The following is an 18,255-nucleotide window of genomic DNA, read 5'->3' on the forward strand; positions in this document are numbered from 1 at the left end:
GGGGCCCCTCCTTCGTCGTGCGCCTGCCCTCAGCGCAGTTCGGCCGGCAGCAGGTCCGAGATCGCCTGCTGGTGCGGGAACACGGCACCGTCGTGGGCGTCGTCGTGCGCCGGGCCGGGCGCGGGAGCCGGCGTGCGGTCCTCCAGGGGTACGAAGCGGGGCAGGCCCTCGGTCTGGCCGAGGAAGACGCGGCGCACGACCCGCTCGGCCGCCTGCCCGTCGTCGTACGGACAGAACCGGGCGCGGAAGGCGGCGCGCAACTGCGCGGAACGCGAACCCCGCCAGTGGCCGGTGCGGAAGATGTCGATCAGTTCGTCGTCGTTGCGGGCGATCGCGCCGGGCGGGAAGCTCCGGATGTCGAAGTAGGTGCCGCGGGCCGCCTCGTAGGCCTCCCAGTCGTCGATGTGCAGGACGATCGGGCGGTCGAGGTTGGCGTAGTCGAACATCAGCGACGAGTAGTCGGTGACCAGGGCGTCGGACGCGAGACAGAGCGACTCGACCGAGTGATGTTCGCTCACATCGACGATTCGGGCGCTGCTGTGGGAACCCGGCCGGTACAGCGGGCCGTTGGCGGAGTAGTGGGCACGGGTGAGGATCACGTGCCGCGGCCCGAGGGACCGGGCGAGGCGTTCGAGGTCGAGCGTGAGCCGCTGGGTCCGCCGGTAGTCGCGGTGCGTCGGAGCGTAGAGGACGGCGGTGGTGCCTTCGGGGATGCGGAGCGCGTCACGGATGCGGGCGACGTCCTGGGCGGTGGCGTTCTGGAAGACGTCGTTGCGCGGGTAGCCGAGGTCGAGGGTGGTGTAGTCGGCGGGGTAGGCCCTTCCCCAGACGAGCGAGGAGTGGCGGTTGGAGGACAGCAGGTAGTCCCACTTGTCGGTGTTCGCGAGCAGCTTCTCGAAGTCCGTGTCCGCTGCGGGGCGGTCCTGGAGGTCGAGGCCCATCGACTTCAGCGGGGTGCCGTGCTGGGTCTGGAGGAAGACCTGGCCGGGGCGCTTGACGAGCCGGTGGTCGAAGTCCCCGTTGTTCACCAGGTACTTGGCGCGTGCCAGCGCGCTCCAGTACGCGGCCGAGCCGGGGCGCAGGCGGCGGGTGCCGAGGGGGACGGTGTGCTGGTGGGCGGGTGCGGCGATCCACGCGGTGCGGACGTGCGGGGCGAGATCGCGGACCTTCGCCTCGATGGCGGCCGGGTTGCAGGAGTACCCCCGGTCCCCGTACGCGGCGAAGACGGCCTGGTCCTCGCGCACCGGAAACTGCCGCTGGACGCGGTAGTGCAGCTGCAGGACAGCGGCGCGCAGGGTACGCAGGGCGGCCAGGGCCCGCCGGGTGACCGCGCGGCGCCCCACCTGACCGGCGGCCAGAACGCGGTACGTGCGGTGGCCGCCGAACCGTACGAGGGCGTGCCGCAGCCGGGTGCGGGGCGAGGGCGCCGCGAAGCGGGGCACGGCGGGTGCGCCGGGCGTACCGAAGGGCGCGGGAGGGCCGGGGTCGCCCAGCAGGCCCTGGGCGCGCAGAACGGCGTCGGCGGCGGCCCCGGCGCGCAGGGCGGCGGCGTCGCCCGCCGCGGTGCCGGGAACGGTGCGTGCGGCGGTCCGGGAGGGGCGGGGCCCCCGGGAACCGCGGGTGGTACGGAACAGGCGTCCGGGGCGTGCGGCGCCGGGGTCGGTGTCGGCGGCCTGGCGGGCGGTGGCGACGGCCGACGCCTCAGCGGTGTCGGCGGTCGCGCCGGTGGGGAGGGCGGACGTGCCCGTGGTGTCGGCGGGTGCGGCGGCGCTGTCGGCGGGCGTGGCGACGGGTGTGCCGAGGGGGGAGTGCTGGCCGGAGGGCCCCGGGAGCGTTCCCGCCGGGGCCTGTGGGGACGTGCGGGAGCTGTCGGCGGGTGTGGTGTCCGCCGCGCCGCGGGGGGCGTCGCGCCGCCGGTGGTCGGACAGCCGGCTGCGGGCTCCTGCCGCGTCCAGGGTGCGGTACTGGCGGCAGTGCGCGCGGGCGCGGCGGAAGAACTCGGCGCGGCTGCCGCGGGGGAGGCGGCCGGGACGGGTGAGGACGGTGCCGAAGTGGTCCAGCATCCGGCGGTAGACGACCGGGCGCCACCCGGCGAGCTCCGGGCGGGAGTCGAGGAAGGCGAAGACCCGGCCGTACTGGTCGAAGAGATCGAAGTGCTGGAGCGAGATGGTGGAGAGGGTGTTGCCCGGGCGGCGCTGCCGGTGGCGGACGCAGACCTCGTCGAGCGTGGCGAGGGAGGCCGCAGACATCAGGACGGAGTACGTCCAGGGGGCGTCCTCGTAGGAGCCGGACGGGAAGGCGAAGCCGTGCCGTTCGACGAACTCCCTGCTGTATGCCTTGTTCCAGGCGACCATCGGGACGCGCAGCAGGCCCGGCCGGTCGGCGAGGGTGAAGGAGGCGGGCCCTTCCTCGTGCAGCTCGCCGGCGAACCGGTTGCGTTCGCTCTCGCCCGTCCAGAACGTACGGACGTGGTCGAAGAGCAGGACGTCCGGCGAGTCCGTCTCCTTGAGCCGGTCGGAGACGGATTGGAGCGCCCCGGGGGCCAGGGTGTCGTCGCCGTCCAGGAAGAGCAGGTAGTCGCCGCGGGCGTGGCCCGTGCCGTGGTTGCGGGCGTGCCCGGGACCGGCGTTCTCCGGCAGGTGCACGGGGCGCACACGGGGGTCCCGGGAGGCGTACTCGTCGATGAGGTCGCCGCACGCGTCCGGCGAACAGTCGTCCACCGCGATCAGCTCGAAGTCGTCGAAGGACTGGGACAGCACCGAGTCCAGGCACTGCTCCAGGTATTCCTGGACCTGGTAAGCGGGCACGATCACGCTGAACCGGGGCACGGCACATCCATGGGGTCGTCGGCGCGGACAGTGACGGCGCTCCACCGGGCAGGCGGGTGAGCCGTATGCCCGGCAACGGGCCGCGGGCGCAGTCGGTTACGCGGAATGCGGCATACGGGGGAAGTTCGTCAAAGAGTCGACACGAAAGGGTGGTTCGGTCGCCCCGGGCCGAACCACCCTCACGCACATCCGCGTTGCCGGGTCACCGCCGCGGCTACTTCACCGCGCCCGCCATCACGCCCGACACGAACTGCTTCTGGAACGCGAAGAACACGATCAGCGGGATCACCATCGACACGAACGCGCCCGGCGCGAGCACGTCGATGTTGTTGCCGAACTGGCGGACCTGCTGCTGGAGCGCCACCGTGATCGGCGGACTGGTGGCGTCCGCGAAGATCAGCGCGATCAGCATGTCGTTCCAGACCCACAGGAACTGGAAGATGCCCAGCGAGGCGATAGCCGGACCGCCCAGCGGCATGACGACCCGGGTGAACAGGCGTATCTCGCCCGCTCCGTCGAGCCGGGCCGCCTCCAGGAGTTCGCGGGGGATCTCCGCGAAGAAGTTGCGCAGGAGGAAGATCGCGAAGGGCAGGCCGAAGGCGACATGGAAGAGGACCACACCCATCGTGGTCTCGAAGATGCCGATGACGCCGAACATCTTCGCCACCGGCACGAGCGCCACCTGCACCGGCACCACCAGCAGCCCCACGACCACCATGAACCACCAGTCGCGGCCCGGAAAGTCCATCCACGCGAAGGCGTACCCGGCGAGCGAGCCGATCACCACGACCAGCACCGTCGCGGGCACGGTGATCAGGGCGGTGCTCAGCAGGGAGTTGATCACGGTGTCGTTCTGGAGGACGGCCTCGTAGTTCTTGACGGTCAGCTCCGCGGGCGCGGTGAAGACCTTCCACCAGCCGGTCGCCGCGATGTCGGACGCGTCGCGCAGCGAGGAGATCAGCAGCCCGACGGTCGGCATCAGCCAGAACAGCCCGACGAGGACCAGGACGACCCGCAGCAGCCCGCCGCCCGCCATGGCCGCGATGCGTGCGGGAAGGGACGGTTTCGCCTTCACGGTTTCGGCGGCGGATGTCATCGGCCCTGCTCCTTCCGCATGCGCCGGATATTGAAGAGCATCACCGGAATCACCAGGAGCAGCAGGAACACCGCGATGGCGCTGCCGAGGCCCAGATCGGCGTCGCTGCCGAACGACGACTGGTAGAGCTGGAGCGCGAGGACGTTCGCGTCGTCCAGCGAGTCGCCCGGCGCGATGATGAACACCAGGTCGAAGATCTTCAGCACGTTGATCATCAGGGTGACCGTCACGACCGCGAGGACCGGCGCCAGCATGGGCACGGTGATCCGGCGGAAGACCTGCCACTCGTTGGCACCGTCCACCCGGGCCGCCTCCAGGAGTTCACGCGGCAGGCTCGCCAGCCCCGCCGCGATCAGCACCATCGCGAACCCTGCCCACATCCAGACGTACGAGCCGATGATGGCCGGGGTCACCACGTTGGGCCCCAGCCAGTTGACGCCGTTGTACTGCTCGCGGAAGTTGCTCGCGGGCAGCCTCAGTTCGGCCCCTTCCGCCTTCGAGGAGAAAGAGAAGGTGCCGTCCGCCGCCGCCTTCGTGGACTCGACGACCTGACCGTCCCTGACCGCCTCGATCTCAAGGCCCTTGAGTCCGGACTCCTTGCTGTCGATGGCGTTCGGCTTGCCGCCGCCGCCCTTGGTGAAGTCCAGCCAGGCCGTTCCGGTGATCCGGTCGGCGGCGGGGGCCGGAGCCTTGGCGACAGCGGCGTCCTTCGGCATCTGCGCGGGCGGGACGCCGATCAGCGGCAGGCTGACCGGGGTTCCGGCCCGCACGGGCTCCTTGGTCACGTACGCGCCGCCGCCCGCCGGCTTCAGCGGGTGCACCGGCAGCGGCCGGGCCCTGGGAAAGCCGGAGGACTCGGCGAACGTGTCGTGCACGGTCACCCAGGCCGCGTTGGCCACGCCCCGGTCCGGGTCCTGCTCGTACACCAGCCGGAAGATGATGCCCGAAGCGAGCATCGAGATCGCCATCGGCATGAACACGATCAGCTTGAACGCGGTTCCCCAGCGCACCCGTTCGGTGAGCACGGCGAAGATCAGTCCCAGTGCGGTGGAGACGGTCGGGGCGACGACCACCCAGATCAGGTTGTTCTTGATGGCGGTGAAGATGGTGGGGTCGCTGAAGAGCGTGAGGTAGTTGTCGAGGCCCACGAAGCCCGCGCCCGACTTGTCGAAGAGGCTGCGGTAGACCGAGTACCCGATCGGGTAGACCACGAGCGCGCCCAGCAGGACCAGCGCGGGCAGCAGGAAGCTGATCGCGACCAGTTTGCGTGTGCCTGTCACGCTCTTGCGTTTCTCCGGTGCGGCGGGGGGCGGCGTCACGCTCGCCGCACCCCCCGCGGTCGCTGAACTCACGGCGTCAGTTCTTGTACGCCGCGGCCGCTTCGGTCTCCAGCTTCTGCTGCGTGCCCGCGACGTCCTTCGGGTTGCGCACGAAGTCCTGGAGGATCTTCCACTCGCCCTTGCCGGGCGTCCCGCCGAACGACTGCGGCGCCTGGTCCGACATGTCGAAACGGAAGTCGTCCCCCGCGTCGATCAAGGACTTGGCGATGTCGCGCAGCGTGTCGTTGGGGTACGCGGACGGGTCCACGGACTTGTTCGGCGAGAGGAACCCGCCGGCCCCTGCGGAGATCTTCGCCGCGTCGGTCGACGCCAGGAACGTCATCAGGGCCTTGGCCGCCTTGGTGTCCTTCAGCGCCACCGCGACGTCGCCGCCGGTCACCACCGGGGACTCCGCGCCGACCGCCGGGAACGGGAAGACCTTGGCGTCGGTGCCGAGTTCGGCCTTGGTCTGGCCGATGTTCACCGCGACGAAGTCACCCTCGAACACCATGGCGCCCTTGGGGGTCTCGCCACCGGTGAAGACCTGTTCCACGGACTTCGGGAACGGCGTGCCGACCGCGCCCTTCGCGCCGCCGACCAGGTAGTTCTCCTTGCCGAAGAGCTGGCCGAGCGTGGTCAGCGCCTCCTTCACGGAGGGGTCCGTCCATTTGATTTTGTGCTGGGCGAGCTGGTCGTACTTCTCCGGCCCCGCCTGCGAGAGGTAGACGTTCTCGAACCAGTCGGTGAGCGTCCAGCCGTCCGAACCGCCGACCGAGACCGGGGTGACGCCGGACTGGGAGATCGTCTCCGCGGTCTTCAGGAACTCCGGCCAGGTCTTCGGCTCGGTGGCGCCCGCGTTCTCGAAGACCTTGGTGTTGTACCAGATCAGCGACTTGTTGGCGGCCTTGTAATACACCCCGTACTGGGTGCCGTCGACGGCCGCGATGTCCTTCCAGCCCTTGGTGTAGTTCTTGTCCAACTGGGCCTGGGTGGTGCTGTCGAGCGGCTTGAGCCACTTCTTCGCCACGGCCTGCTTGAGCGCGCCGGGCTGCTGAAGAAGCGCCACGTCCGGCGGGGTGCCGCCGGAGATCTTCGAGCCGAGGTACGTCAGCATGGCGTCCTGGGTCGGCACGTAGGTGACCTTGGCCCCCGTGCGGTTCTCGAACTCCTTGAGCACCTTCTTGAAGTTCTCGGCCTCCGCGCCGGTCCAGACAGCGATGACCTGGAGGCTCTCCCCGTCCAGCTTGGGGAGGGGGAGGGCATCGGCGGGAGCCTTGGTCGCGCCCGATGCGCCGCCCGTCTCCTTGGCGCCGCCCGGTTTCTCCTCGCCCCCGCAGCCGGTGAGCGCGAGCGCGCCCGCCGCGGCGAAGGCGACTGCCGTCCGGCGTGCCCGCCTGCCCGCCCAGCCGGTGCCGCTCGCGGCCCCGCTGCTCCCGTTGGACGTCCTCCGGTGGTGAAGAGTTGTGCGCATCCCTGCCCCGTCTCTCCTGTGCGCGTACGGACCGGCCCGACCGCCGCTTCTTGCTGTCCCGTATACCTTCCGTGGGTCAGTCCTATGCCCGGCGGTGGTGGCCCGCAATAGGGCCTTCGGTGTCAACTCGTCTTTTGTGATGGGCTCGTGACGTCGGGTCAAGGCCGCACCGTCCGTACGTGCCGCGCTCAGCGGACCTCCTGCGGGGTCAGGAGCGGGGGCAGGGGCGCGGCGTTGACCGTACGGGCCGCGCGGTCCAGGGCGCTGGCCAGCAGGGCGAGGTCGGTCGGCCCGTTGCCCAGCTCGCGCACCGGACGGCGGGTCGGCGGATCGCCCATCCGCTCCCACTCCAGCGGGACGACGGTGGGCCGCTGGGTTGCCGTGCGGGGGATGCGCCCGGTGACCCGGCCGCCCTGGAACGGCGTCACCGTGCCGTCCGGGTGCAGCAGCCGGCCCCGGCCGGGGGCGGGCTCCTCCGGCGCGGGGGCGACGGGCTGCGGGTCGAGTACCACCCGCAACAGCCTCTCCCCTCGTGCCAGTTCGGTGTCGGCCGTACGGTCCGGGCGTGCGGAGGCGGCCACCAGGTGCACCCCCAGCCGCTCGCCGTGCCGGGCCACGGCCTCCAGCGCCCGTACGACCGAACCCGCCGAGGGCCGGCCAGGACTGCCCAGGGCCGGGGCCACCAGCGCGTCGAGGTCGTCGACGAGGACCACCAGCCGGGGCAGCGGCGACGGTCCGCTGCCGGCCTGTGCGGCTGCCTGCCGCTCCCGCTCGCGGGCGGCGGCGGGACGCAGCCGCAGCGTGCCGGTGCCCGGGGCCTCGATGTCGGCCCGAGGGTCCGTGCGGGGCCGGGGGAGGCTTCCGGTGGCGCGGTCCGGGCCGCTCTCGCGGCCGGCCGCGCCCTCCCGTGCCTCCCCGCGCCGGGTCCCGATGGCGGCGTACGGATCGCCGCTCTGCCCGTACGGGGTGGCCGCGGGCTCGGGGCTCCGGGGATCGGCGGCGGGGTGCTGTCCCGGGCCGGGCCGCCCGGCGGCAGGGGCGCCGGCAGCGTGACCACCGTTGACCGAGCGGGCGCTGCTGCTCGGGCTGTCGAGGAGGTGTGCGCCGGAGGCCTGGTCCGTCCGCGAAGTGCCCTGGGGGCCGTACCCCGTGCGCGGGTGGGCGCTGCGGGCCGCCGGGACGTCCGCCCGGCGGGCGTCGGAGGAGGGGGCCCGGCGCTGGGTCACCAGGCGTTCCGCGACCTCCTCGGCACCGCCGGAGGCGACCGCGTCCTCCGGGCGGCCCGCGTGCCAGTCGGCGAAGTGCAGGCCGCCCAGAAGTTCGTCGCGGCGCTTCAGCTCGGCTCCCAGCGCCTGCGCGAACTCCCGCATGCGGACCGGGTCGGACGCCACCAGGTGGGTGGACGCGTGCGGCAGTTCGGTGCAGGCGCGCAGCCCGTCGCCGCGTTCGCCGCCCGCGCCGTCGACCAGGACCAGGCCGAGCCGGTCCGGGCGTGCCGCCGCGGACAGCGAGGCCGCCGCCGTACGCAGCAGTTCCGTGCGGCCACTGCCCGCGGGGCCCTCGATCAGCAGGTGCGGCCCGTCGGTCGCCAGGTCCGCGCAGACCGGACCGCGTGGGCCCGCGCCGAGCACGGCCCACGCGCGCGTGGCGCCCGGCACCTGCTCGTCGTCGGCCGCGGCCGCCCAACGGGCCATCAGCGAGGCGGGGGTGGCCCTCGCCAGACCCAGCTCGTCCAGGAGCCGGGCCGTCGGGGGCAGGACCGCGGCCGACAGCCGACCCGGCCTCGTACCCGCACGGCTGCCGTCCGCACCGATGCCGGCCCCGGCGTCCGCCGCGTCCGTACGCAACGGAGCCAGCGCCCGCGCGAAGCGCTCCGCCCACGCGGCCGACACCGCGTCCACCGCGGCGAGCGTGCCGTGCCCCGCGCTGTGGCCGCCCGATGTGCGCAGCACCCGTACCGCGGTGGCCACGTCACCGCTCAGCAGCGCCGCTGCCCCGCACTCGCGGAACGCGGGAGCCGCCGCGCAGGCCGCTCCGTACGTCGCCTCCACCGGGGAGAGCGGGGAGGCGGCGGCCGTCTCGGCGAGGCAGAGCAGGTGGATGCCGTGTGCCGCACCGTGCGCCGCCAGGCGGGCAACCGACTCGCGCAGGCCCGCCGAGCCGGGGTCGCCGTCGACGATCACCACCGTGCGCGGCCCGCCCGGCTCCAGCGGGCCCTCCTCCGTACGCCGCAGCAGCTCCGCCACGCGCGCGGACGCCTGCTCCCGGTCATGGGCGAGGAGCAGCCGGCAGTCCTGGCCGTGCGCCGGACGCAGGTGCGGCAGCCAGCCGAGCCAGCCCCACTCCCGGATCCGGTCCTCGACAGGACGTGCGCGGTCCGCGCTGATCAGGACGATTTCCAGGTCGGTGGGGGAGTGCAGGGCGGCGAGCTGCGCCACCACGGAACGCGCCAGTCCGGCCAGCCGGGCGCGCGGACCGGCGAGACCCAGCGAACCGGCCTCGCGCAGCCCCACCGTCACCGGCACGGCGGGCAGCAGCCCCGCGCCGTCCGGTGTGGGACGGTCGGCGGTGCCGAGCCGCAGTACCAGGGACTCCGGGTGGTCGGGGCCGCGCTCCCACAGGCGGGGGCCCGGCAGCAGCGCGGTGAGCAGCAGCGTCGCCGCGTCCGGCCAGGCGTCCGGGGCGACGGCCGACGGTGAGGTCGCCTGCCCGTGGGGCGTCAGGGACGCGTGCGCAGCGGCCGGTGGGTCGGCGCGTGGACCGGCGTTCCCGGCGTGGGCGGTCGGCGGCTCCGTGCCCCGGTCCGCGCAGTCGTGCGTCGTCCCGGTCCGGCCGCCGGCCAGGCGACGCGCCCAACCCCCTATGCCACTGCGCCGTTTGGCCGCTTCCGGCGCGGTGGTGCCCGTGTCCGTGGCGCCGGGAAGCCCGGCGTCCGTCCCCCGCCCGCCAGGATGCGCGCCGGGAGCGGTCCCGTCGCCGCCGAGGCCGTCCGTGCCGAAGGACTGCCCCGCTGCGTGGGTGCGGTCGGCGGTCCCGGCGAAGGGCGGCTGACCGCCGGTTCCGTGCCCCAACGGGATACGGCCGTGCACCGCGCCGCCGCTGCCGTACGAAGCCGGGCCCGGCCCGCCGTGCGACGGGTCCGTCCCGGGGCCCTGCGCGGACCCCGCCGCGACCGCCCGGCCGCTCACCCGGTGGTGCGGGGCGCTGCCCCCGAAACGTCCGGCGGGCGCGGGCACGGCCGGCGTCCTGCTCACCCGCAGGTGCCCCTCCCCGTCCGGCGCGGTGGCCAGGGCGCTCTCGTGCGCGCCCGGGTGCGTGAGGCGCAGGGCGGATTCGCCGACCCGCAGCAGTGCGCCCGGGGTGAGGCGGACCTCGTGGGGGCCGACGTCCTGGCCGTCCAGCGTCGTGCCGTTCGTGGAGCCGGGGTCGGCGACGGTGACCCGGCCGTCCTCGGTGAGCGTCACCGTGCAGTGCAGCCGGGACACGTCGGGGTCGTCCAGCGGGACCTCCGCCTCGGCGGAGCGCCCGATCCGGATCCGGCCGCCGTGCAGCAGGTGCACACCGCCCGCGTCGGGTCCCGCCACCACCTGGAGCTGCGCCCGGTCGGACAGCTCGGGAGCCTCCTCGTCCGCCGGATGCTGGAGGGAGAGCACCGCCCCGTCCACCAGCGGGGGCTCGCCCAGGGCGCACCGCTGTGCGTCGAGGCGCTCGCGCCCGGCGTACACCACCACCGTGCCCGTGATCTCCGGGCTGCCCTTGCCCTGGGCCGCGGCGGCCAGGCCCGAGGAGACCGCGGCCAGTGGTGTTCCGGCGGGGGCGGTGACGAGCACGTCGCACACCACGGAAGTGGCCGGGGGCGTACCCGCGGTGGCTCCGGGCGCGGGCGCGCCCGGGGCGGCGCCTCTGCTCTGGCCGCTGCGCGGCGCGAGGACGGTCAGCCGGATCTGCATCGCGTCAGCGGTCCCTTCTGCGCGAGGCGCCCGGCGGAGGGGTCCCGAGGAGGAGCCGGCCTGCCCGCCGCCCCCGCGATGTCCCCCCACCCGGCACGGACGCGTCGTCCGGTACAGGTCGGCACTCGCCGCGGGGGTCGAGGAATTCAGCCGCCTCGCCCGCCCCATGGTTCTGTGCTGAGGGCATCCTCGCACCTGCCACTGACAATTCACCCGCCGCCCGGCATGAAGTGATCTTGAATGATCGGCGATGGGCGTAAAAAGTGCCTGGTTGGGGCACGGGCGGACAACCGTGACGTATCGCGCACGGGTGTGCGGCAACCATCCGTACGAGGCATGCGTCTTCCCCCGGAAGCGCGTCCGCCCCGTGCCCCGTTCGGCGCACTACAGTTGGGCGACCAGCCGGAAGCGTCCGGGGCCGGCACCCCGGAACGGACCGGAACGAGAATCACCGATCAGGGTCAGTCACCGACCAGCAGGGAGTGCAGACGTGCGGCCGGTAGGCAGCAAGTACCTGCTTGAGCAGCCGCTCGGGCGCGGAGCCACGGGCACCGTCTGGCGCGCCCGCCAGCGGGAGACCGCGGGAGCCGAAGCGGCCGTGGCGGGACAGCCCGGCGAGACCGTCGCGATCAAGGTCCTCAAGGAGGAGCTGGCGAACGACGCGGACGTGGTGATGCGCTTCCTGCGCGAGCGCTCCGTCCTGCTGCGCCTGACGCACCCCAACATCGTGCGCACCCGCGACCTCGTCGTCGAGGGCGACCTGCTCGCCCTCGTCATGGACCTGATCGACGGCCCCGACCTGCACCGCTACCTCCGCGAGAACGGCCCCCTCACCCCCGTCGCCGCCTCCCTGCTCACCGCGCAGATCGCCGACGCCCTCGCCGCGAGCCACGCGGACGGCGTCGTGCACCGCGACCTCAAGCCCGCGAACGTCCTGCTCGACGAGCGCGACGGCGCGATGCACCCGATGCTCACCGACTTCGGCATCGCCCGCCTCGCGGACTCCCCGGGCCTCACCCGTACCCACGAGTTCGTCGGCACGCCGGCCTACGTCGCGCCGGAGTCCGCCGAGGGCCGGCCGCAGACCTCCGCCGTCGACATCTACGGCGCGGGCATCCTGCTGTACGAACTGCTCACCGGCAGGCCTCCGTTCGCGGGCGGCACCGCGCTCGAAGTGCTGCACCGCCACCTCAGCGAGGAGCCGCGCCGGCCCACCACCGTCCCCGAACCGCTGTGGACGGTCATCGAGCGCTGCCTGCGCAAGGAGCCCGACGAGCGGCCCAGCGCCGAGAACCTGGCCCGCGCGCTGCGCACCGTCGCCGCCGGCATCGGCGTGCACTCCACGTCCGCCCAGGTCGAGGCCGCCCTGGGGGTGGGCGCGCTGCTCGCCCCCGACCCGGCTCCCGCACCCGTGCCCGACACCGGCGCGTCCGGCGACGCCGACCCCACGCAGGTGCTGCCGAGCAACGCCGGCTCGTACGACCCGGGCGCCCCCACCAGCGTGCTGCCGCAGACCGGCGCGGGCCAGGGCCGGGGCGGGCACGGCCCGCACGGCGCGGCCGATCCCACCGCGGTCCTGCCGCCGGTGCCCCCGCGCCCGGCCGGCACGCCCGCGGGCTCGCCCACCGGGGCCGGACCCGAGGACCCGCACCCCTGGCAGAACCAACTGCGCCAGGTCCGTGACCGCAACGAGCAGACGCAGGTGCAGTACCTGGACCCGAGCCAGGACCCGCTGCGCCGCCGCCCGCAGCGCCAGCCGCAGCAGCCGTCCCAGCAGCCCCAGCCGCAGCGACCGCCCCAGCGGCAGCAGCAGCAGTACGCACCCGAGCACCGCCGGCCGCAGCCGCCGCCCCCGCAGCAGCGGTACGCACCCCCGCCGCCGCAGCCCCAGGCGCCCGCTCCGCGCGAGCCCCGGCCGCCCCGCGAGCCGCGCCGCCGCAGCGCCAACCCGATGCGGATCCCCGGCCTCGGCTGCCTCAAGGGCTGTCTGTTCACCCTCGTTCTGCTGTTCGTCGCGGGCTGGCTGATCTGGGAGCTGACGCCGCTTCAGGAGTGGATCGGCACCACCAAGGGCTTCTTCGAGCAGATCGGCGACTGGTTCACCGACATCAAGAACTTCGTGGAAGGGCTGGGCGGCTCCAACCCTTAACCGGCTCCGGCCAGTACGCCGTAAGACCGATAAGTCGACTTCTGGGGGCGAAATCCGCACGGATTTCGCCCCCAGAAGTACGGGATGACGCCGTGCACGGGCCATCCTGGGCATTCAACGCTCCGTCGGCGGCGTACTTTGAGGGCCGACGCCAGCCGCTGAGGGAGCAGTCTTGGCACGGAAAATCGGCAGCCGGTACACCGCCCACCAGATCCTCGGGCGAGGCAGCGCGGGCACGGTGTGGCTGGGCGAGGGACCCGAGGGCCCCGTCGCCATCAAGATGCTGCGCGAGGACCTCTCGTCCGACCAGGAACTGGTCGGACGGTTCGTCCAGGAGCGCACCGCACTTCTCAAACTCGACCACCCGCACGTCGTCTCCGTCCGCGACCTCGTCGTCGACGGCAACGACCTCGCCCTCGTCATGGACCTGGTGCGGGGCACCGACCTGCGCACCCGCCTCGACCGCGAGCGCCGCCTCGCCCCCGAGGCGGCCGTCGCCATCGCCGCCGACATCGCCGACGGTCTGGCCGCGGCACACGCCGCCCAGATCGTGCACCGCGACGTCAAGCCCGAGAACGTCCTGCTGGACATGCAGGGCCCGCTCGGTCCCGGCGGCGCCCACCCCGCCCTCCTCACCGACTTCGGCGTCGCCAAGCTGATCGACACCCCGCGCCGCACCAAGGCCACGAAGATCATCGGTACGCCCGACTACCTGGCCCCGGAGATCGTCGAGGGGCTGCCGCCGCGCGCCGCCGTGGACATCTACGCCCTGGCGACCGTGCTGTACGAGCTGTTGGCGGGGTTCACCCCGTTCGGCGGGGGGCACCCGGGTGCGGTGCTGCGCAGGCACGTCACGGAGACGGTCGTTCCGCTGCCGGGCATCCCGGAGGAGCTGTGGCAGCTCATAGTGCAGTGCCTCGCCAAGGCCCCTGCGTCACGGCTGCGGGCCTCCGAGCTTGCCGCCGGACTGCGGGAGCAGCTGCCGTCGCTGGCCGGCATGCCGCCGCTGGACGTGGACGAGCCGGACACCGGGAACGGATCCGAGAGCTCCGCGCCGGAGGAGGCGCCCGCGTACGACGAGGGCCGGGGGATGCCCGCGCCCCCGCGGCGGGGGGCCGTGCCGCTCGTCCCCGGCTCCACCGCCGACTCCAACCGGGACACCCACACCTCGATGCGGGTGCCGGCACCGGACGAACTGGCCGGCGGACCGCTGGGGACGGCGCGGGTGCCGCGCAGCCCGAACGACCGGCGGCCGGGGTCCGCCCGGCACCGGTCCGAGGTGCGCAGGCGACGGCTGGTCATGACGACCCTGGCAGTCGGGCTGCTCGCCGCGGTGGGCGTGGGCGGATGGCTGGTGGCGTCGTCCTCCGGGGAGGACGGGCAGGAGCCGGGGCCGGGGACGAGTCGGACGGCGCCGGTGCGGCCGTAAGGTGCGGGCGGGTGTACGGGGGCGGGGGCGGGCATAGGGGGCCACCGGGGGCGGGGCCGCTTCGCCGCCCGAGGTGCTGACGTGCGGGCGGCCCCGCTGCCCAGGGGCTACCGCCCGGGTGGGGTGGGATCCCGTACCGGTTACGCTGGTGCACGTGGCAGTCGTCGATGTATCCGAAGAGCTGAAGTCCCTCTCCTCGACCATGGGGTCGATCGAGGCCGTCCTGGACCTCGACAGGATGAGGGCCGACATCGCCGTGCTCGAAGAGCAGGCCGCGGCGCCGTCCCTGTGGGACGATCCCGACGCCGCCCAGAAGATCACCAGCAAGCTCTCCCACCTGCAGGCCGAGCTCCGCAAGACCGAGACCCTGCGCGGCAGGATCGACGACGTCGCGCTCATGTTCGAGCTCGCCGCCGACGAGGACGACGCGGACGCCCTCGCCGAGGCCGAGTCCGAGCTCGTCTCGGTACGCAAGGCGCTGGACGAGATGGAGGTTCGTACCCTCCTCTCCGGCGAGTACGACGAGCGCGAGGCCCTCGTCAACATCCGCGCCGAAGCGGGCGGCGTCGACGCCTCCGACTTCGCCGAGCGCCTCCAGCGCATGTACCTCCGCTGGGCGGAGCGGCACAACTACTCCACCGAGGTCTACGAGACGTCGTACGCCGAAGAGGCCGGCATCAAGTCGACCACGTTCGTCGTCAAAGCCCCGTACGCCTACGGCACCCTCTCCGTCGAGCAGGGCACGCACCGCCTGGTGCGCATCTCGCCGTTCGACAACCAGGGCCGCCGTCAGACGTCCTTCGCGGGCGTCGAGGTCCTCCCGGTCGTCGAGAAGACCGACCACATCGACATCGACGAGACGGAGCTGCGGGTCGACGTGTACCGCGCGTCCGGTCCCGGTGGCCAGGGCGTCAACACGACCGACTCGGCGGTGCGCCTGACGCACATCCCGACCGGCATCGTCGTCTCCTGCCAGAACGAGCGCTCCCAGATCCAGAACAAGGCGAGCGCCATGAACGTCCTCCAGGCGAAGCTCCTGGAGCGCCGCCGCCAGGAGGAGCAGGCCGAGATGGACGCCCTCAAGGGCGACGGCGGCAACTCCTGGGGCAACCAGATGCGTTCGTACGTCCTGCACCCGTACCAGATGGTCAAGGACCTGCGTACGGAGTTCGAGGTCGGCAACCCCCAGTCGGTCCTCGACGGAGAGATCGACGGCTTCCTGGAGGCCGGCATCCGCTGGCGCAAGCAGCAGGCGAAGTAGGACCGACCGCACCACGCGGCCGCCGTTCGGCGGCCCACAACGACGAGCGCGCCGGCGTCCCCCCGAGGGGCGTCGGCGCGCTCCCGTTCCAGGAGCGGCCATCGGACATGTCACAAGGCTGTGCACATCGGGCGGGCAAGTGATCGTAAATCCGGCATCACGGTCGGAACGACCTTGACGTCATTCTTATGGCTGGGGGAGTGTGGCGGGCAGCATGCGTATGTCTGGGGCGGGTGTGAACGGGGGCCGGTGGGCGGCCTCTTGACGAGGCGGTCCCGTGAACTGACATCCCCGCCAAGACCGTTGCCCCTGCATTGCTGCTCCAATGACGAGTTTTCGAAAGCTCAGCCAGCTACTGGGGGTAGCAACCAGATGACCAACAAGATGCGGGTCCGCGTCGCGCGCATAGCCGCGGGAGCGGTGATCGCCGCAGGAGCGTCGCTGACCGCAGCGGGCGTCGCCCAGGCCGTCGGCAACGACGGAAGTGTGCAGGCCGACCTCGGCGCGGTTCAGGTGGAGGCCGGAATCGATGTCGCGGACGGCGACCCGACGGGCGGGGCCGCCGCCACCGGTGGTGCCGCTGCTGCTGCCGGGGGCGGCGAAATCGGCGGCGCGGACCCGGGCGGCGTGAACGGCGGCGCTGGTGGCGCGGCTGCTGCCGGTGGTGCCGGGGCCGGTGGCGCGTCCGCTGCCGCCGGCGGTGCCGAGACCGGTGGCGCGGCCACCAGCGGCGGGGCGGCTGCCGCCGGTGGTGCTGCGACTGGTGGCGCGGCCGGCGCCGGCGGTGCTGTGGCCGGTGGTGCGGCCGCCGCTGGTGGTGCCGCGACTGGTGGTGCTGCGACTGGTGGTGCGGCTGTCGCTGGTGGTGCCGCTGCCGCTGGTGCTGCGACTGGTGGTGGCGCTGCGACTGGTGGTGCTGTGGCCGGTGGTTCGGACGCCACGGGTGGTGCTGTGGGCGGTGGCGCGGCTGCGGCCGGCGGCGCTGCCGACGGTGGTGCCACGAACGGTGGTGCCACGAACGGTGGCGCTGCCGACGGTGGTGCCACGAACGGTGGCGCTGCTGACGGTGGTGCCACGAACGGTGGTGCCGCGAACGCCGGTGCCGCCACCGGTGGCGGCACCGACCCCTCCACGCCGCCCGCCGTCGACCCGTCGACGCCCGGAACCTCCGGCGGAAGCGGCGACGTGGCCCTGGCCGGCGGCACCGTCGGCGGTGGTAACAACACCGACGTCGACAGCGTCGCCAACCGCCCCGTCGAGCAGGCCAAGCCCAAGGACGAGCTGGCCGCGACCGGCGCGGGCGACACCACGCTCCTGATGGTCGGCGCCGCGACGATGATCGCCGGTGGCATCGCCTTCCGCTTCCTGCCCCTCCTGGGCGGCCGGGGCGGCAACGCGGCCTGACCGGCCCGATCTGCCCGCCGGGCGCCCGTTTCAGGGCACCCGGTCCGGCGAGCACACCCGCACGACAAGTGCCACGGCACGACGGGAGGGGCCCGGAGCGCATTCCAGCGCTCCGGGCCCCTCTTCGTACGTTCCCGCGCTCCCCGTGCCGCCCGCGTACACCCGTAACCCCGGGTGATCACACCTCAAGGCCTGCTAGGCGGCCTGGTGGGCCACCAGGGTCATCGCCGCCACCAGTATCAGCAGCAGCGACACCAGTGCCGCCGGGCTGAGCTGGGAGAACGGGTTCTGCTGCTGCTCAAGGCGCTGTCTGCTCGCCCGGCACGTCGGGCAGCGGCCCTCGGCCACCGGTCCCGCGCAGTTCGCGCACACCAACCGGTCATAGGTCATGCGCTCTCCTTCTCCGGTCACCGGCCGCACACTCCGGGCAACGCCCTCGACACTTCGCGTTCTCTCCCCATAACGTCGAGGGAAACGCATCCGTTCCCCTCCACTGTGCCAGCCGGCCGCCCGATCGGCGCGGGCCGGGCCGGACCGTCACCCCCGGCCACCCCGCAAACCGGAGCAAACACCTCACCGGAGGGCAGCCGCCTGCGGGCGCCGGGCCGGGTCGCGTATGGTCACGCTCACCTACTCCCGGCGACCGTGGTGCACCTGTGATCCGATTCGACAACGTGTCCAAGTCCTACCCGAAGCAGAACCGTCCCGCGCTGCGGGACGTCTCCCTGGAGGTCGAAAAGGGCGAGTTCGTCTTCCTGGTCGGATCCTCCGGCTCCGGTAAATCCACCTTCCTCCGGCTGCTGCTGCGCGAGGAGCGCGCCAGTCAGGGGCAGGTGCACGTCCTGGGCAAGGACCTCGCGCGCCTGTCCAACTGGAAAGTGCCGCAGATGCGCCGCCAGCTCGGCTGCGTCTTCCAGGACTTCCGGCTGCTGCCCAACAAGACCGTGGCCGAGAACGTCGCCTTCGCGCAGGAGGTCATCGGCAAGCCGCGCGGCGAGATCCGCAAGGCCGTCCCCCAGGTGCTCGACCTGGTCGGCCTGGGCGGCAAGGAGGACCGGATGCCCGGCGAGCTCTCCGGCGGTGAGCAGCAGCGCGTGGCCATCGCGCGGGCCTTCGTCAACCGCCCGATGCTGCTGATCGCGGACGAGCCGACCGGCAACCTCGACCCCCAGACCTCCGTCGGCATCATGAAGCTGCTGGACCGCATCAACCGCACCGGCACCACTGTGGTGATGGCGACCCACGACCAGCAGATCGTCGACCAGATGCGCAAGCGCGTCATCGAACTCGAGAAGGGCCGTCTCGTACGCGACCAGTCTCGCGGCGTCTACGGCTACCAGCACTGAAA

Annotated in this window: 11 protein-coding genes; 5 read left to right on the plus strand and 6 right to left on the minus strand. The window is 73.0% G+C overall.

All coding sequences use genetic code 11. The features are described 5' to 3' along the window. Positions 1-29: 29 nt before the first annotated feature. The 5 genes from HNQ79_RS33795 to HNQ79_RS16430 all read right to left on the minus strand — a co-directional run bounded on the left by HNQ79_RS33795 (position 30) and on the right by HNQ79_RS16430 (position 10,664). A complete protein-coding gene (locus tag HNQ79_RS33795) occupies positions 30-2,828 on the minus strand; it encodes a bifunctional glycosyltransferase/CDP-glycerol:glycerophosphate glycerophosphotransferase (RefSeq protein ID WP_229923114.1) in 2,799 nt (932 codons plus the stop codon). A gap of 214 nt (positions 2,829-3,042) precedes the next feature. Continuing rightward, positions 3,043-3,924, minus strand: coding sequence for a carbohydrate ABC transporter permease (locus tag HNQ79_RS16415; RefSeq protein ID WP_185031689.1), 882 nt, complete (start codon positions 3,922-3,924; stop codon positions 3,043-3,045). Then, positions 3,921-5,243, minus strand: a complete 1,323-nt coding sequence (locus HNQ79_RS16420) for a carbohydrate ABC transporter permease (RefSeq protein ID WP_229923167.1) — start codon at positions 5,241-5,243, stop codon at positions 3,921-3,923. The genes HNQ79_RS16415 and HNQ79_RS16420 overlap by 4 nt, the downstream gene beginning before the upstream one ends. Positions 5,244-5,280: 37 nt before the next feature. Continuing rightward, positions 5,281-6,714 (minus strand): ABC transporter substrate-binding protein, encoded by a 1,434-nt coding sequence (locus HNQ79_RS16425; protein WP_185031693.1) that lies wholly within the window; start codon positions 6,712-6,714, stop codon positions 5,281-5,283. A 188-nt stretch (positions 6,715-6,902) separates the two neighbouring features. After that, positions 6,903-10,664, minus strand: coding sequence for an FHA domain-containing protein (locus HNQ79_RS16430; protein ID WP_185031695.1), 3,762 nt, complete (start codon positions 10,662-10,664; stop codon positions 6,903-6,905). Between the two features lie 490 nt (positions 10,665-11,154). Here HNQ79_RS16430 and HNQ79_RS16435 point away from each other — a divergent pair, with 490 nt between their 5' ends. The 4 genes from HNQ79_RS16435 (at position 11,155) to HNQ79_RS16450 (ending at position 16,907) form a co-directional block, all read left to right on the plus strand. Further along, the gene (locus tag HNQ79_RS16435) at positions 11,155-12,813 is read left to right on the plus strand and encodes a serine/threonine-protein kinase (RefSeq protein WP_185031697.1); all 1,659 of its coding nucleotides are present in this window, start codon (positions 11,155-11,157) and stop codon (positions 12,811-12,813) included. Positions 12,814-12,985: 172 nt separating this feature from the next. Further along, positions 12,986-14,242, plus strand: a complete 1,257-nt coding sequence (locus HNQ79_RS16440) for a serine/threonine-protein kinase (protein WP_185031700.1) — start codon at positions 12,986-12,988, stop codon at positions 14,240-14,242. A 154-nt stretch (positions 14,243-14,396) separates the two neighbouring features. Next, the gene (gene prfB, locus HNQ79_RS16445; RefSeq protein ID WP_185031702.1) at positions 14,397-15,503 is read left to right on the plus strand and encodes a peptide chain release factor 2; all 1,107 of its coding nucleotides are present in this window, start codon (positions 14,397-14,399) and stop codon (positions 15,501-15,503) included. A gap of 372 nt (positions 15,504-15,875) precedes the next feature. Further along, positions 15,876-16,907 carry a hypothetical protein gene (locus HNQ79_RS16450; RefSeq protein WP_185031704.1) on the plus strand — a complete coding sequence of 344 codons (1,032 nt, stop codon included), beginning with the start codon at positions 15,876-15,878 and terminating at the stop codon, positions 16,905-16,907. A gap of 195 nt (positions 16,908-17,102) precedes the next feature. On the opposite strand, the gene HNQ79_RS16455 is transcribed toward HNQ79_RS16450, so the two are convergent. After that, the gene (locus HNQ79_RS16455; protein ID WP_185031706.1) at positions 17,103-17,297 is read right to left on the minus strand and encodes a hypothetical protein; all 195 of its coding nucleotides are present in this window, start codon (positions 17,295-17,297) and stop codon (positions 17,103-17,105) included. Positions 17,298-17,563: 266 nt separating this feature from the next. Between HNQ79_RS16455 and ftsE the strand changes: the two genes are divergently transcribed. Further along, complete coding sequence (ftsE, locus tag HNQ79_RS16460; RefSeq protein WP_185031708.1) at positions 17,564-18,253, plus strand: cell division ATP-binding protein FtsE; 690 nt, start codon at positions 17,564-17,566, stop codon at positions 18,251-18,253. Positions 18,254-18,255: the final 2 nt, after the last annotated feature.

This window comes from Streptomyces candidus (assembly GCF_014207445.1).
GTDB classification, from domain to species: domain Bacteria; phylum Actinomycetota; class Actinomycetes; order Streptomycetales; family Streptomycetaceae; genus Streptomyces; species Streptomyces candidus.